This is a genomic window from Arthrobacter sp. YC-RL1 (assembly GCF_001454985.1).
GTDB classification, from domain to species: Bacteria; Actinomycetota; Actinomycetes; order Actinomycetales; family Micrococcaceae; genus Glutamicibacter; species Glutamicibacter soli.
This window is the reverse complement of the sequence record NZ_CP013297.1, coordinates 2,248,489-2,263,258: the sequence shown is the minus strand read 5'-3', so window position 1 is coordinate 2,263,258 and position 14,770 is coordinate 2,248,489. Positions and strand designations below refer to the sequence as shown.

At 53.9% G+C, this 14,770-nt stretch carries 12 protein-coding genes and 1 pseudogene; 9 read left to right on the top strand and 4 right to left on the bottom strand.

From position 1 onward, the window contains the following. Window positions 1-29: 29 nt before the first annotated feature. Complete coding sequence (locus tag ATC04_RS18820) at window positions 30-2,801, top strand: CDP-glycerol glycerophosphotransferase family protein (protein WP_160309076.1); 2,772 nt, start codon at window positions 30-32, stop codon at window positions 2,799-2,801. A 32-nt stretch (window positions 2,802-2,833) separates the two neighbouring features. Further along, on the top strand, window positions 2,834-3,970 hold the full coding sequence (locus ATC04_RS18815) for a glycosyltransferase (RefSeq protein ID WP_160309077.1): 1,137 nt from the start codon (window positions 2,834-2,836) through the stop codon (window positions 3,968-3,970). A 366-nt stretch (window positions 3,971-4,336) separates the two neighbouring features. Here the strand turns inward: ATC04_RS18815 and istA are convergent, their stop codons facing one another. Continuing rightward, window positions 4,337-5,164, bottom strand: a complete 828-nt coding sequence (istA, locus tag ATC04_RS10575) for an IS21 family transposase (RefSeq protein WP_052772342.1) — start codon at window positions 5,162-5,164, stop codon at window positions 4,337-4,339. A 115-nt stretch (window positions 5,165-5,279) separates the two neighbouring features. Here istA and ATC04_RS18810 point away from each other — a divergent pair. Further along, window positions 5,280-5,508 (top strand): annotated as a pseudogene (locus ATC04_RS18810) (IS21 family transposase); the annotation flags it as partial. Window positions 5,509-5,524: 16 nt separating this feature from the next. Beyond that, window positions 5,525-5,755, top strand: a complete 231-nt coding sequence (locus ATC04_RS10570; RefSeq protein ID WP_047118935.1) for an ATP-binding protein — start codon at window positions 5,525-5,527, stop codon at window positions 5,753-5,755. Between the two features lie 18 nt (window positions 5,756-5,773). Here the strand turns inward: ATC04_RS10570 and ATC04_RS10565 are convergent, their stop codons facing one another. After that, the gene (locus ATC04_RS10565; protein ID WP_047118936.1) at window positions 5,774-5,962 is read right to left on the bottom strand and encodes a helix-turn-helix domain-containing protein; all 189 of its coding nucleotides are present in this window, start codon (window positions 5,960-5,962) and stop codon (window positions 5,774-5,776) included. 313 nt (window positions 5,963-6,275) lie between these two features. Continuing rightward, the gene (locus ATC04_RS10560) at window positions 6,276-7,505 is read right to left on the bottom strand and encodes a CDP-glycerol glycerophosphotransferase family protein (RefSeq protein ID WP_047118937.1); all 1,230 of its coding nucleotides are present in this window, start codon (window positions 7,503-7,505) and stop codon (window positions 6,276-6,278) included. 295 nt (window positions 7,506-7,800) lie between these two features. Here ATC04_RS10560 and ATC04_RS18805 point away from each other — a divergent pair, with 295 nt between their 5' ends. From ATC04_RS18805 to mutM, 4 genes are read left to right on the top strand one after another with little or no spacing between them, the layout of a single operon-like run. Then, window positions 7,801-8,322 (top strand): DUF177 domain-containing protein, encoded by a 522-nt coding sequence (locus ATC04_RS18805; protein WP_082123879.1) that lies wholly within the window; start codon window positions 7,801-7,803, stop codon window positions 8,320-8,322. Between the two features lie 2 nt (window positions 8,323-8,324). Further along, window positions 8,325-8,528, top strand: a complete 204-nt coding sequence (gene rpmF / locus ATC04_RS10550; RefSeq protein ID WP_013348816.1) for a 50S ribosomal protein L32 — start codon at window positions 8,325-8,327, stop codon at window positions 8,526-8,528. 3 nt (window positions 8,529-8,531) lie between these two features. After that, the gene (rnc, locus tag ATC04_RS10545; RefSeq protein WP_047118939.1) at window positions 8,532-9,230 is read left to right on the top strand and encodes a ribonuclease III; all 699 of its coding nucleotides are present in this window, start codon (window positions 8,532-8,534) and stop codon (window positions 9,228-9,230) included. Between the two features lie 11 nt (window positions 9,231-9,241). Continuing rightward, a complete protein-coding gene (mutM, locus tag ATC04_RS10540; protein WP_047118940.1) occupies window positions 9,242-10,171 on the top strand; it encodes a bifunctional DNA-formamidopyrimidine glycosylase/DNA-(apurinic or apyrimidinic site) lyase in 930 nt (309 codons plus the stop codon). A gap of 3 nt (window positions 10,172-10,174) precedes the next feature. On the opposite strand, the gene ATC04_RS10535 is transcribed toward mutM, so the two are convergent. Further along, the gene (locus ATC04_RS10535; RefSeq protein WP_231735961.1) at window positions 10,175-10,957 is read right to left on the bottom strand and encodes a serine hydrolase domain-containing protein; all 783 of its coding nucleotides are present in this window, start codon (window positions 10,955-10,957) and stop codon (window positions 10,175-10,177) included. Between the two features lie 184 nt (window positions 10,958-11,141). On the opposite strand from ATC04_RS10535, the gene smc reads away from it, so the two are divergent. Beyond that, the gene (gene smc / locus ATC04_RS10530; RefSeq protein WP_047118942.1) at window positions 11,142-14,711 is read left to right on the top strand and encodes a chromosome segregation protein SMC; all 3,570 of its coding nucleotides are present in this window, start codon (window positions 11,142-11,144) and stop codon (window positions 14,709-14,711) included. Window positions 14,712-14,770: the final 59 nt, after the last annotated feature.

Below are 14,770 nucleotides of genomic sequence, written 5' to 3'. Positions count from 1 at the left end.
GTATGTCCCATAGTCCTGACATTACAATCGTGCTCGCTCACTTCAATGACGGCGAGCATGTAATTGACGCTGTACGTTCAGTGTACGGTCAGACACACAAGAACATCGAGCTCCTACTTGTCGATGATTGCTCTACAGATGGAAGCGCAGAGACTGCTAGGTCAATCGTCGAACAAGACCCCCGTGGCCGGTTCTTATCGCTCGACGTCAATTCAGGTGGTGTAGGTGGCCCCCGAAGCAGGGGTCTTGAAGAAGCACGAGGAGATTATGTACTCTTCTTAGACAGCGACGATACTTTAGACCGTCATGCGTGCAAGAATCTTCTTCATGAGGCCGAAACCAGCGATGCGGACATCGTGATGGCTCGAACGCGGAGATTCGAAATCGAAGCGCAACGCTGGAAAGGATGGCACGACAAACTCTACGTTTCCCGTGAATACTATGAGTCTATCGAAGATAATCCTGAGCTAAGCATCGATACCATCGTAGTCGCAAAGCTCTATAAAGTAGAATTCCTTAGAAAAAATTCGATCCAATTCCCTACGGATATTCATTATGAAGATCTAGTATTTTCCGCCAAGGCATTCATGAACGCCTCTGGTATTTCCGTGATCCCGCAGTCGGCTTATGTTTGGAATATATATCCGAATGAAGTCCGTAAATCTATAACAAATCAAAGAGACTCAATAAAGAATCTTATTTACAGGCTTGAAGCGTTGACGCGCGTTGAAAAGGCTGTGGATTGTTCGAAAAACCCGGGTTTATTTAGTAGGCTTCAATTAAAAATTCTTCGCCATGATGCTCGATTGTATTTGAACGATATCGTGTCCCACGACGATGAGCTGGCCTTGGAGATTCTTAAAGTCCTAAAGCCCTTCCTTTTGAAGGTCAGCCCGGAGGCGTACGCGCAATTGGACGTCCCAGAGCGTTTCCTGTATGGCGCCGCACTAATGCTTCGTCCGGATATAGTTCGCGATGCTTTCACGATGATTAATAAAAGAGCTACTTGGATACCACCCCTTGAGCCAGATGTTGAGTCGTCGACTTACAGGTGGCATTCTGAATCCACTAATGAGCTGTCAACTGAACCACTCTGTGGTGCGTTGCTTTCAGTAGACAAGAGCGATGTTGAAAGCACTCCGTGGTTCCAAGTTGAGTGGTATCACGAAGTTCGTGAAATTCAGGTGAACAGCGGAATACTATCCGTCAGAGGGCGAACTTTTGATCCAGGTGCAAAGCTTTCAGCCCTAAGTAGCCCTAATCTCTCTTTGCGGATATTTTCTCGCGGGAAGAATAAATTTTCAAAAATTCTCAAATGCGAAAATGTCGTTTATGACGGCCAATGGGTGCTTTGGGACGCATTAATCACGGTCCCCGCCAATTGGCCGGCGGTAGATGTCGATAAAATTGGAATACGTCCAAGAATTTCGAATCAGTTAACTTCGCGAGAAGGTCATCTGGTTATACCTACTTCAATAAAAATACCTAAAAAAAGGCTATTTAATCGAGGTTTGATCAATAGGATCGAAGCATATCGCTATAGAGTTTACCGTACTGTCGATGGAACAATGGGAGTGAGGCGATTAAAATCTGGAACGAAGCGGATTTTGGTTCGCCGAATTATTTCCCCAGTTTCGAAATATCGTGTTATCAAAGACTCCGTTTTTGATCGGCCGGTTAAAACTAACTCCTTAAGATGGAAAACAATTTATTCGCTCCTGAGGATGCTGCCTCTTGACTCGGATTCAACTCTGTTCGAATCCCATATGGGTACTTCGACCTCGGATAGTCCTGGGGTAATTTCCTCTACACTCGCGAGCCATTACCCGAACCACAAGCAAAATTGGTCAATTGCGCAAAGCAAAATCATTGACGGTGATTACAATTCAGTTACTCGTCATTCTGCGAAATACTTATATGCGTTAGCCCGCTCCCGATACTTAGTTGATAATCAGTCTTTACCCTCGTATTTCGTAAAACGGAAGTCGCAGATATACCTTCAACTTTGGCACGGCATTCCGCTGAAGCGCATGGGTTTGGACGAGCCTGATTTTGCTGATGCGTCAATGGCTAAAAAGCGAGAGCTCGTTAAAAAGGCGAGCTATTGGGACTACCTGACAGTACCGAATCCATACTTTGAAACCACCTTCGTTCCTGCATTCGGATACAAGAATGAATTGTTGAAGTATGGGTCGCCCCGAAACGATATCCTAGCTAAATTGGACAATTCAATGGCCGACAACTTTCGCATCATGCTGGGGTTGCCGCGTGATAGAAAAATAGTTCTTTATGCTCCAACATTTAGGGCAAATAGCCGGAATTCTAAGCGCGCGATAAAGCTTGAGTTGGACCTGGAAGGCTGGATAGATGATTTGGGTGATGATTGCATTCTTTTAATTAGGGCGCACTATCTGAATAAGATTTCAATCCACCCTAAATTTGCGGGAAAAATTGTCGATGTTTCTGGAATTGATGACATTTCGTCGCTTTTTGCTGTTTCGGACCTACTTATCACCGATTACTCAAGTGTGATGTTTGATTACTGCACGTTGGATCGCCCGATTCTTATATACGCCTACGACTACGAAAATTATGTTAATGACGAACGTGGAACCTATTTTTCACTAGAAGAATTCTCTCCTGGTTTGATTGTCAAGGATCAGCAGTCGCTTCATAAGGCTGTTTTGGAAAGATTGACAGTTGATCTCGACAAAGATGAACGGCATAAATTTTCGCAGCGCTTCGCAGGGTTTGAAGACGGGGATTCTGCGGATCGTACGGTTGAGCGGGTATGGGGATAATAGTGAACTTACCTTTTAAAAGAGTTGTTCTCATGTCTAATCAGGTTGATAGGCTTGGCGGAGTATCACGTTTCATCGAACGAGTTTCATCTGAGTTTTTAAGACGCGGTTTTTTGGTTGAAATCATTGGAGTTAATCCGACTCCAAAAGATGAGCTTGTTGAAGTTAATCGACCGGCAGAAATGCTCGTGGATTGTCTATGGGATGAACATGCGCCAGAGAATTGGACACTGAATCGTCGTCGTGATCGCTTGAACCCCTTTAGACGGCGCCGAAATGCTCGCCGTCACGAACTTCGGTCGAATGGATGTCGAAAGCTATCCAAAAAGTTGGTCGAATGGGGTCCCGAAACCGTGATCCTGTGTACGCAAGTATTTGGTATGGAGCATCTGATTGAGGCCGGGTACGATCCGCTTGACCGTTCCCTTCCTCGGGTTATCGGACAATACCATGGTTCTTATGAAATGTGCGTCCAAACTGGCGACTTGCGTCGAGTGTTAAAGAACTACAAAGATGTTGATCGTTTTGTGTGTTTGACTGCAGACGATGCAGCACTATTCACGAGGGCTGGTCTGAATAACGTGTCCTGGCTTCCGAACCCGGTTGCCGATCCTTCGACGGTGGTCCAGGAGCGTGAAAATACATTCGTTACTCTAGGGCGCTATGACAAACAAAAATCATTGCACTACGTTGTAAAAGCTTGGGAATCGGTTTACTCGAATTTGCCCGATTGGAAGGTTGAGCTTTATGGGGAAGGTCCGCTTGGGGCTAGTCTGCAAGAGATGATTGATGATCTCAAATTACCACGTATTCGTCTGATGGGTAAAACGGACATGGTTGGTGAAGTACTTTCTTCTTCCAAAGTTCATTTGCTTTCTTCCCAATATGAAGGTTTACCAATTGCAATTGTTGAGGCCTCACTTGCTGGTGTACCAACAATTTCATTCGATTGCGCTCCCGGGATTCGAGATTTAATTATCGACTCCGAATCGGGGATTGTTGTTAGGCAGAATAATGTATCCGAATTTGCGGCTTCAATGGAGAAACTGGCCTTAGAGCCAGAAACTCTAGCTCAATACTCGGATCGCGGCCGAATGCACGCACAGCAATATTTGCCATCGGCGATATCGTCCAAGTGGATAACACTTTTCAACGACTTGCAACGTTAGCCTTATTGAATGTTGGAATGGGCACATCAATTCAGGCAATTATGTACCAACAACCTTGTGTTACAGGTTGCGCGTTCCATTGCGTTTCAGTGTTTGGTATCCGTGCCGAAAGTCTAGGCACCACGGTGCCATGTCTGCACTTTTCCAGTGGCACTTTGATGTTGGGGATATTTTGTGATGCGCTCGACTGGTCGCCGCATCAACTGGTGTGGCGATCAGTTCACCGGGACAGTAAAGCGCTTGGAGGTACTTCTATTTTGCGGATATGTGTATAACCAACCAGTGGCTGCGTCCCGCCGCGGGAATGGAGTATTTGCGCGCTCCTGCCGTGACTTGCACCGCTCTTGATCCCCAATGGCGAAGAACTCATCCTGATGCGAACCACTGCCTGCGGGAGCGTGGCTCGCCACGGAACGGGGTGCGCTCATTGAGCCATTCAACGCGTTCGGCGCCGGCGTCGTTCAGGTCGTCCATGGACTCGAACCGTTGGTCATCGAGGTAGTGGATGATCCAGTTCGTCACCAACTGCACCCCGGATTCCACGTTGCCTTTGTGCTGCGGCCGGTACGGTTCCGTCGGGACCGCCGCCGTCTGATAATGCTCAAGGAAAACTGAGTAGGATTGATTTACCTCCCGTACGTTCTCGTAACGGCTGACCGTGTTGGAGGCTGTCGAGGCGTTGTCTGGGATGATCACTTGGGCAACGCCTTGCGCATGTTCAAAAGCCCTGCGGTGCGCATCGCACCACGAGCCGAGCTTCTCATCCAGATACCCGTAGGCGAAGAGCAGACCCGAGTAGGGCAAGGTGGCCACGAAGATCGAGACTTTCGTGGCCCGGCCGGTGATCGGGTCGACGATCTGCATTTTGGTGCCGGCCCAGTCCACCTGCATGGTGTGTCCTGGCTCGTGAGCGATCGGACTGGTCAGGTTTCTTTGCTGGACTTGTTCCGCGACGAGTTGGCAGAACCGTTCGTATTGATAGTGCCGCTGCGTGCCGGTGGCTTCGGTGCGCAGGTAGCGGGCCCAGAGCACTTTTAGCGGGGGTTTCTTCCTCCCGATTCGGGCTTTGATCACTGCGTCGATATCAATCGTAACGTAACTGGTGGAGACAGCTTTGCGCCCATCGGTGAAGCATTGCTCCAGTATTGAATATTTGACTCGTTGAGAGCCACCAATATTGCGCTTCAGCGCCACCAGACGGAAAAGCCGTTATTCTCGTTCAGAGCCACCGGGTATTCTCCTTTAGAGCCACCCTGCATAAACTCTTCCGACCAGGCAACAGCCGGTGTGGTGGAAGGAGCCATTTTCAATGGTACGAAAGATCAAAGAGAAGCGAATTCTCCAGCTTCGCCGAAGGTTTCTCAGGACGTGTCATCGCGTCCACCCAAGGCGTCTCCCGCAATAGCGTCGCCGAAGTCCTCAACGCCGCCGACACCACCTCACGCAGCTGGGACGTAGTCAAAGACCTCGCTGAAGAGAAGGTCTACCAACTCCGCTTCTCCGGCCGCAGCGAATACGCCCACCAGGGGATCCACGCGGTTCATCTTCGAGCTCATGGAGCGTAGGAGCGATGCTGCCTCGACCATTCTCTGCACGCAGTACAAACAATCGGACTGGCTCGCTCGGCTCGGAGCCGACACGATGGCAGATGCGATCATGGACCACATCGTCCACAACACGATCTGGGTTGAGACCGGTGAATTCAACATGCGTGAGGCGTACTCGGACGGTGGCTCTGAACAAGAATATTGGATGGCTCTGAACCGCAATATTCGATGGCTCTGAACCGTGATACTGGTGGTTCTAGAAGCTTCGAATAATCAGTATTTCGTCGCTTATGTCCTTGAGCTGTTCCAGCGTACTAAATTCCTGCTCGTCAATGACTTGACGGGCTTTAGAGATCGTTCGCGGTGAACAATTCAGCAGTTTTTGAACCTGCCGGTAGGAACGCCCCTGCAAGAGCAGGAGCATGATTTTGCGGTAATCAGCCATGATGGATGATTCCTTTCGACGGCCACGACATCGGTGTCGTGGGTGTCAGGATCATCTTGGCGTCGAATCCGGCTAAGTGCTATCCGATCGTTACGTCAGTGCTATCCGCTACGCCCATCCGATACGCGTACAGGTACTACCATATACTTCTGCTAAACAGCACCTAAACTATGTTGCAATTCTTAGCATGCGCCTGAGACTAAGTGATTGGTCTGCTCAGCACTGTGGTCACCGCTTTGACGCTAGTCAGCCTGTACGACTCCCGAAAATTAAGTGTTCTGCACCTGTTGCTAGAGCCATCTAGAACGGGTCATTAAGCCCGCCCGGATTTTTCATTGAGAGAATGCGATTCGTCAATGATCTCCACAGATGCATTGAGGAACCGATTCATGCTTGCATTCTTCGACGTGTCCCCGAAATAGTGCTCAACCAGATCGGCATATGAATCATCGGTCTGAGCCAGGCGTTCGCGAATCACCGTTGGCCCATTGGCTGCATTATTTGAAATCAATGAGGGGACCCGCAATAGCGCAGGGGAATCATCGACACTTGCTTCGGCACTCAATGGTTTAGTGATCAACAGGGGTTTTCCCGTAGCCAAGAAATCATAGGCAACCGCTGAAATATCGGTGACGCAGATATCGGACATCGCCCATTGCCAGCCCCACTGCGGAGACTCGTCGTAAAACAGGGTACCCGCACTATCCGCGTTGGCCTCGGTCAACCGGGTTTGGATCTTGTTCAGCGCAGCGCCATAACCCGAATCATTGATGCCGCTCCGTGGATGCGGACGGAAGATGACGTTGAATCCGCCATCCTTAATGAGGCTTTCTATCAATGCAACACCATGACTCTGTACACTTCCGTACCGCATAGACGGACGATCGCCTTCCCAGGTGGGTGCGTAGAGAACTGTAGGAAGTTCAGGATTAACCGAAATCGGCGCGGGATAATCAACATCAATCTGCGGACGTCCTACCAAGCGTGTTCGTTCAGCAACGTTGTAACGAGTCAGATTCTTGGCGAGCCGCTCCTGAGCCGCCACGCCGGCGGAGAATACGTAGTCGTAAGCCTTCATCTGGTTCGACCACATGTAAGCCTTTTCGCTTTCACCATGGCAGATGAAGACATGTGCCGGACTGTTGAATCGCATCATTTGGAAATTGCGGATGTTCTGATTGACGTAGAAGACTGCATCAATCTGTTGGCTGGCCAGCAAGTTCTCGATATCACCAATAGTCTTGGCGTAGAAAACCGGCAAGGGGCTCTCCTTGCCCAGGGCAATCGCAGTCTTTGGGTTCCTGACGATGATAACCAGCGGCATCTTCTGAGCGAGCTGACGTAGCGGTTCGTACCACTGGCGTGCCTGATATGCATTGACCATTGAGTCTGCGAAATATAGGGCTGCCCTGTATCGACGGTTGCCACTAGGCTGCGCAAGGTAGACCGATGGATTGGAGTGCACTTCCGCATATGCGCGACGAGTTTCCAGTTTTTTGGTCGCGAATCGAGCGAGCGTTTTCGTCGCGGAGACCAGATTCAATGAAGTACCTTCTGTCTGGGGGAATCAAAGACTTAACTGATGTAAATTCTATGCGCTTCTGGTAGGAGAAAGCTGATAAACGCCTGATGGAACCCTAGTGCGAACTAGAACACATTTGAATCACAGCCTCGATTTTGGGCAATGGGCACTCGGCACGTTATGATGAGATGTCGGACTATGTTCTATAGGAGTCATCATTAGCGATAAGCGTTCTGATCGATCGTCACATGGCGAAGTCGATCGCAACTCGCCTTTGGTTGTATCAGCCAAGGAGCTCGGCCGTTCGCCTGGCTCGATGAAAATTCTTAGCGAGCAGGTTCCGGCACCCACGGATGTGGGAAATGCACTCATCGGTATTCGTGGAGGATCTGAGCTCGACTTAGATCTTCGCCTTGAGGCCGTACATGAGGGGATTCTGGTATCGGGTACCGCTACCGCACAGATTGCGGGGGAATGTGGACGTTGCCTGGAGCCCATCGAGTACGATTTCGCGGCTGATATTCAAGAGCTCTTCTGCTATGAAGGCAGCGAAGAATTCGAAGACGATGATGAAGTGGATCAGTACTGGGTCGTTGGCGACTTGATTGACATCGACCCGGTAGTGCGGAGCGCAATTGGGACCGCACTGCCATTCCAGCCGGTTTGCCGGGAGGATTGTTTGGGTCTCTGCAGTGAATGCGGAGTGAATCTCAATGATGAACCCGAACATCACCATGAGGTACTGGACCCGCGTTGGGCAGCGCTTGCGCAGCTGGCCGACATTGCCGCAGAAGATGTGGCACCCGATAATACGTCAGACAAGAGAGAAGAGAAGTAGTCGTGGCTGTTCCAAAGCGGAAGATGTCCCGTGCGAATACTCGTGCACGCCGTTCTCAGTGGAAGGCTACCGCGCCTAACCTGGTGAAGACCGTTGAAAACGGTCGCGTAACTTACAGCCTGCCTCACCAGGCAAAGGTTGTCACCGACTCGGCCGGTACCGAGCTGTTCCTTGAGTACAAGGGTCGCAAGGTCGCAGACGTCTAAGACATGTCTTCAAAAGAAGAACTGATGAAGCGTCTCGGAATCGACATCGATTCCGAGACGCTTCGTCTTGCCCTGACCCATCGTTCGTATTCGTACGAGAACGGTGGAATACCAACCAACGAGCGCGTCGAATTTCTTGGCGACTCCATCCTCGGTTTTTCGGTTGCCGAATACCTCTACAAGAAGTATCCGGATCTTCCCGAAGGCGACCTGGCCAAGCGCCGCGCCGCAATTGTCAGCACCCGTGCCTTGGCCATCATTGCCCGGGACCTAGGAGTAGGGGAGCACATCTTCCTCGGACGCGGTGAAGCTCAATCCAACGGTGCCAATAAGGCTTCAATTCTTGCAGACACCATGGAAGCCTTGATCGGCGCCACGTATCTGGATCAGGGAATGGATGCAGCTCGTGCGTTGGTCCTTCGGTTCGTGACGCCTTTGCTGGAAGACGTTCGCCTTCTTGGCGCGGCGACTGACTGGAAAACTGTCATCCAGGAAGAAGTCGCAGCCAAGAAACTTGGTGACATGCGCTATCAAGTGACCGGATCCGGTCCTGACCATGCACGCACCTATGAAGCAACGCTTGTAATCTCTGACGAGCCTTACGGCAGCGGCCACGGCCCGTCGAAGAAGGAGGCGGAGCAGGAAGCTGCTCGCAACTCTTGGCTGCAACTGCACCCTGGCGAACAGATTCCACGAAGCTAAGGTCGGTTTCATTGCCGGAATTACCTGAAGTTGAAGTAGTCCGTGTCGGACTGGACAAGTGGGTTCGGGGCCGCCGAATTGAATCGGTGCAGGTCCTGGACCCACGTTCGGTCCGCCGGCACCACGACGGCCCACTCGATTTCGAACATTCCCTGACTGGTTGCACAGTAAGTACCGTCGCCCGACGTGGAAAATTCCTGTGGATGGAGCTTGACGGACTCCCGGAACCAGCGGCATTGATGGCCCATCTCGGGATGAGCGGGCAACTTCTCGTCGAAGAGCCTGCCGCTCCCGATGAAAAGCACCTCAAGGTTAGACTGACCCTCAGCGACATGCCTGACGCGCCCGCCGAGCTGCGATTCGTCGACCAGAGGATATTCGGCGGCATGTTCCTGTCGCCGCTGGCGGCAACCTCTGATGGCGGCCCTGGCGGTGCGGGCAGCATGAGCAAATTCATCCCGCAGGCCGCCGCCCATATTGCACGAGACGTACTGGATCCGGTGCGAAGCGCGGAAGATCTCTATACCTCCCTGCGCAAAAAGACGACTCAGCTCAAACGCGCAATCCTTGACCAAGAAGTCATCTCGGGCGTTGGAAACATCTATGCCGACGAGGCGCTCTGGGCCGTCGGGCTTTCCGGCCTGCGAAACACTGCCACCATCCGCCGCTTCGAGGTAACGCTTCTGAATGAGGCGCTGATTGACGTGATGACCCGTGCGCTGGAAGCTGGCGGGACGAGCTTCGACTCGCTCTACGTCAACGTCAACGGCGCCAGCGGCTACTTCTCCCGATCCCTGAATGCCTATGGGAGAGAAGGGGAACCATGCCTTCGGTGCCTAGAGCAAGGACGCCAGTCCTTGATCCGCCGCGACCCCTTCATGGGGCGGTCCTCTTACAGCTGCCCTGTATGCCAACCGCGGCCGCGGCGAATCCCCAGATAAGTTTTAGGCTGCGTAGGCCTTGAGCACACGCTCGTTATAGCCTGCCCACGCATCCGCCGCCCACGGTCCGAAATTGCGGTCTGTGAGGGTCACGCAGGCCAGACGGTCTACGGGATCCACCCAGAGGAACGTTCCCGATTGGCCGAAATGCCCAAAGGTCTGGGCAGGATGCGACGCTCCGGTCCAGTGCGGATTCTTCGAAGAACGAAGCTCGAATCCCAGACCCCAGTCATTCGGGTTCTGCCGTCCATACCCGGGCAGGATGCCAGCCAAGCCATCAAAATGGACCCGGGTTGCATCGGACAGGGTCTCTGGAGTAACGAGTGTCGGGTTCAGGAGCTCGGCCGCGAATTTAGCAAGATCCGCCGCGCTGGACCGACCATCCTTTGCGCAGCTTCCCGCGATTTTGGTGGAATTCATGCCGAGCGGAGCGAAAACCGCCTCCTGCGCGTAGTCGGCAAAGTTGATTTCTGTTTCCTGCCACAGGTGTTCGGCCAATTTTTCGAAACCGTAGTTGGAGTACCCGCGTTTGGCGCCCACCGCGAAACGGACGACATCTGAATCGAAGTCGTACCCAGCGGTATGAGCCAGCAAGTGGTGGACGGTAGATCCTTCAGGCCCGGCAGGATCTTCCAGGTTGATCGCTCCTTCTTCCAAGGCAATCAGGAATGCATACGAGCTCAGCAACTTGGTGACCGAAGCCAAGGCATAGACCTTGTCAAGGTCGCCATGCTGGCCAGCAATTGAACCCAGCCCATCGATGACAACAGACACTGCGTTGTCCACCGGCCAGTTTTCGATCTCTGATAAGACGTCCACGAAATGATCTACCCCTCGTTTTTGCTGAGCTCAAAGGCGAGCAGAAACCGGTATTCACTGAGTCGTTTCGATAGAATCATCTCGGAGAACATGGTCTGCGCGTCCATGACTAACACTATCGATATCGGGCCGAACTTAGGAATTTCACGCTGTGCATCTGAAGACTCTTACCGTTCGCGGATTCAAGTCTTTTGCTTCGGCGACCACTTTTGAGTTCGAGCCTGGCGTTACGGCTGTTGTCGGACCCAACGGTTCGGGCAAATCCAATGTCGTTGATGCCCTGTCATGGGTTATGGGCGAGCAGGGGGCCAAAACGCTGCGCGGCGGCAAGATGGAAGATGTCATCTTCGCCGGAACGTCAGGGCGTCCGCCGCTGGGACGTGCCCATGTCTCGCTCACCATCGACAACACCGATGGACAGCTTCCCATTGACTACGCCGAAGTGACCATTTCACGAACCCTGTTCCGTGCAGGCGGCTCCGAATACGCAATCAACGGAAGCTCGTGCAGGTTGCTGGACATCCAAGAACTCCTGTCCGACTCCGGGCTGGGCCGTGAAATGCATGTCATCGTCGGCCAAGGCCAGCTGGACAGAATCCTCCATGCCACCGCCGAAGACCGCCGGGGCTTCATCGAGGAAGCCGCCGGGGTGCTCAAGCACCGGCGGCGCAAGGAAAAGACCCTGCGCAAGTTGCAGGCCATGCAGGGCAACATGGACCGGTTGGAAGACCTGAACTCCGAGGTCCGCCGACAACTGGCGCCCCTGGGCCGCCAGGCGAAGATTGCCCGCCGAGCGCAGACCGTCCAGCTGGACGTGCGTGATGCCAGGGCTCGCCTGCTGGCCGATGACCTGGTGTCGCTGAACAACAAGCTTGCCCAGGACATCAGCGACGAATCCAAGATCCAGGCACAGCAGCAGGACGTCACCTCGCGGCTTGAGCGCGTCCGCCGCCAGATCGCCGAACTTTCCGAGCGGAGCGAGATTCTCACGCCCCGGCTCGCCCTGATGCAGGAGACCTGGGTTGCGCTCACCACGCAGGCCGAGCGTTTTCGCTCGCTGACCGCGTTGGCGCGCGAACGGGGAAAACTGCTTGAAAGCAATCAAACGCATTTCGATTCGAGCCGTGATCCGGAACGGCTTGAAGCCCAAGCGGAACGATTGAGCGAGGAACTCGAGGAGCTGGTCGAGGCAGTCGAAGACCGCCACGAAATCCTGGCCGAAGCCATCGAAGCCAAAGAGCAGGCCGAAGAACAATCGCGTGCAGAACAGCAGCGCATGGCCGCCATGCTGCGCGCGGCCGCTGACCGTCGCGAGGGAATGTCACGACTTGCCTCGCAGGTGGCATCGGCACGCAGCCGTGTGGATGTGACGCGCGCGGAGATCTCCAGACTGCGGGACAACGTCCAGTCCTTTGATGCGGATCTTGCGGCAGACGCGCGCTCGCACGAATCGGTCAGCACCGAACTCGACGAACAGCTCGCCGGCGAGCACCAGCTCAACGACCTGTTTGAAAAAGCAGAAGCTTCCTTCACCCGCTTAGCCGAAGACCAGAACCGGGATAGCCGGCGCCGGCAGGAACTGTCGGTCCGGATTTCCGGCCTCCGCGCGCGACTGGACGCCCTAAAGCTGAATTCGAAGCCGGATGACCGTTCCGCTCAGTTGCTCGAACGATCTCCGGACGTGCTCGCCGGGCGGCTGGGGGAGCTGCTGAAGGTCACCGAGGGTTATGAGCAGGCCGTCGCCGCAATCCTGCGCGACTGCGCGGAACACCTGGTGGCGGGGCGCTCAGCCGACGCGATCGCATTGGTCAGGCAACTGGCGGATGACCAGTCCGCCAACGCATCCTTTGTCCATGCAGATGTCCCGATGGCCTCCACCCCCGACCTTGGCGAGCTGGCCATTGCGGCACGGGACATCGTGAGTTCTGCCGACGAGTTCTCGAATCTCCTGGACAATATCTTCGCCCACCACTACGTCGTCACTGACCTCGATGCTGCTCAGCAGATTTTCGAAGCGCACCCGGAAGCCAAACTCACGACCTTCGAAGGCGTGACTTTTTCCAGGCTTTGCAGTTCCATTGGAGATTCAGCCGGCGCCTCGCTGATCGCCCAGCAAGCGTTGGTCGAGCAGACGTCAGCGGAGCTGAGCCAGGCCCAGGAGGAACTAGCGCAACTGGAAATCGAACTGGCTCGGCGTGCACCGGTGCTGTCCGATGCACAGCATGCCAGGGATGAAGCCTCGGGGCAGCTGGCCGAATCCGATGCGGCAATTGAGGAATTGTCCAACTACCTGGCCCGTCTGGGACACAAGCTTCGTTCGGCGCAATCCGAGAAGAAATCCTTGCAATCCAGGCTTGACGCTGCCATTGAAAAACTTGAAATTGAACAAGAATCCTACGAGGAAATCAGCCAGCGCATGGACATGGCGTCGACCGATTCCGAGGACGAGCCCGTCGACGAGGCGACGCGGGCTGCATTGGCGGACGCCGCGGCAGCTGCACGGCAGCAAGAACTTGAGGCCAGGCTTGCGCTGCGAAGCAGCGAAGAGCGGGTGACCGCGTTGCGCTCCCGGGTCGAGGGCCTGCGCCGCACCGCTGCCGCCGAACGCACCCATCGGGAAGTGGCGCTGAATCGCGCCGCCGAGCGCAAGGCGCAAGCTGCGAAGGCACAGCGCGTGGAACAGGCTTCCGAACGCGTGCTTCGATTCATTGAATTGTCATTGACGATGGCCGGCCAGCAACGGGACGAGCTTTCGGACAAGAAATCCGAACTTGAAGAACTGCTGGCGAGCAACCGGACCGAGGCTGAGCAGCTCGCAGCCGAACTCTCCCGGCTAGCCGATGCAGTGCATCGTGACGAAATACTCCGCGCCGAGTTGCGTATCAAGATCGAGAATCTGGAAACGAAATCCCTGGAAGAACTCGGGTACACCCCCGACCACCTGATCGCGAATTTCGGTCCTGATCAATTGATTCCCGAGACGTCAGACCCCGATGACAAGTGGGCCGAGCTTCGAGTCAATGTGGATGAAGACGGCAATGCGGTCGGCACGAAACCCTTCGACCGCGCCGAACAGGAAAAACGGCTCAAGAAAGCTGAACGTGACCTTGCCGCGCTGGGCAAGGTCAACCCGCTGGCGCTGGAGGAATTCGCGGCCTTGGAGGAACGGCATAAATTCCTTGCCGGACAGCTTGAAGATCTGAAGAAGTCGCGAGGCGACCTGCAACAGATCATCAAGGACGTGGATTCACATGTGGAGCGAGTCTTCACCGAGGCGTACAACGACACCGCGGTGCAGTTCAAGAGGATCTTCGACAGGCTGTTCCCCGGGGGCGAAGGGCAGCTGGTCCTGACAGATCCCGAGAACATGCTCACGACCGGTATCGAGGTTGAAGCCCGTCCGGCAGGCAAGAAGATCAAGCGGCTGTCTCTGCTATCAGGTGGCGAACGCTCGCTGACCGCAGTGGCGCTTCTGGTGGCGATCTTCAAAGCCCGTCCTTCGCCGTTCTACGTCATGGACGAGGTCGAAGCCGCGCTCGATGATGTGAATCTGGGACGGCTCATCACGATCTTCGAGGAGCTTCGTGAATCCTCGCAGTTGATCGTGATCACGCACCAGAAGAAGACGATGGAAGTCGCTGATGCCTTGTACGGAGTGACCATGCGCGGGGATGGCGTCTCCACTGTGATCAGCCAGAAGATGGACCGCAGTGCGTCCTGAGGCAAATAAGCCAGTTGGTGGGCTAGAGTGTGCTGAGACTTTCCTACTAGCCTGAGAAG

Bases quoted from the DNA above. Each gene is read 5' to 3' on its own strand.
- ATC04_RS18815 (WP_160309077.1), top strand. From the start codon at position 2,834: ATGTCTAATCAGGTTGATAGGCTTGGCGGAGTATCACGTTTCATCGAA.
- ATC04_RS10570 (WP_047118935.1), top strand. From the start codon at position 5,525: ATGGAGCGTAGGAGCGATGCTGCCTCGACCATTCTCTGCACGCAGTAC.
- ATC04_RS10565 (WP_047118936.1), bottom strand. From the start codon at position 5,962: ATGGCTGATTACCGCAAAATCATGCTCCTGCTCTTGCAGGGGCGTTCC.
- ATC04_RS18805 (WP_082123879.1), top strand. From the start codon at position 7,801: ATGAAAATTCTTAGCGAGCAGGTTCCGGCACCCACGGATGTGGGAAAT.
- rnc (WP_047118939.1), top strand. From the start codon at position 8,532: ATGTCTTCAAAAGAAGAACTGATGAAGCGTCTCGGAATCGACATCGAT.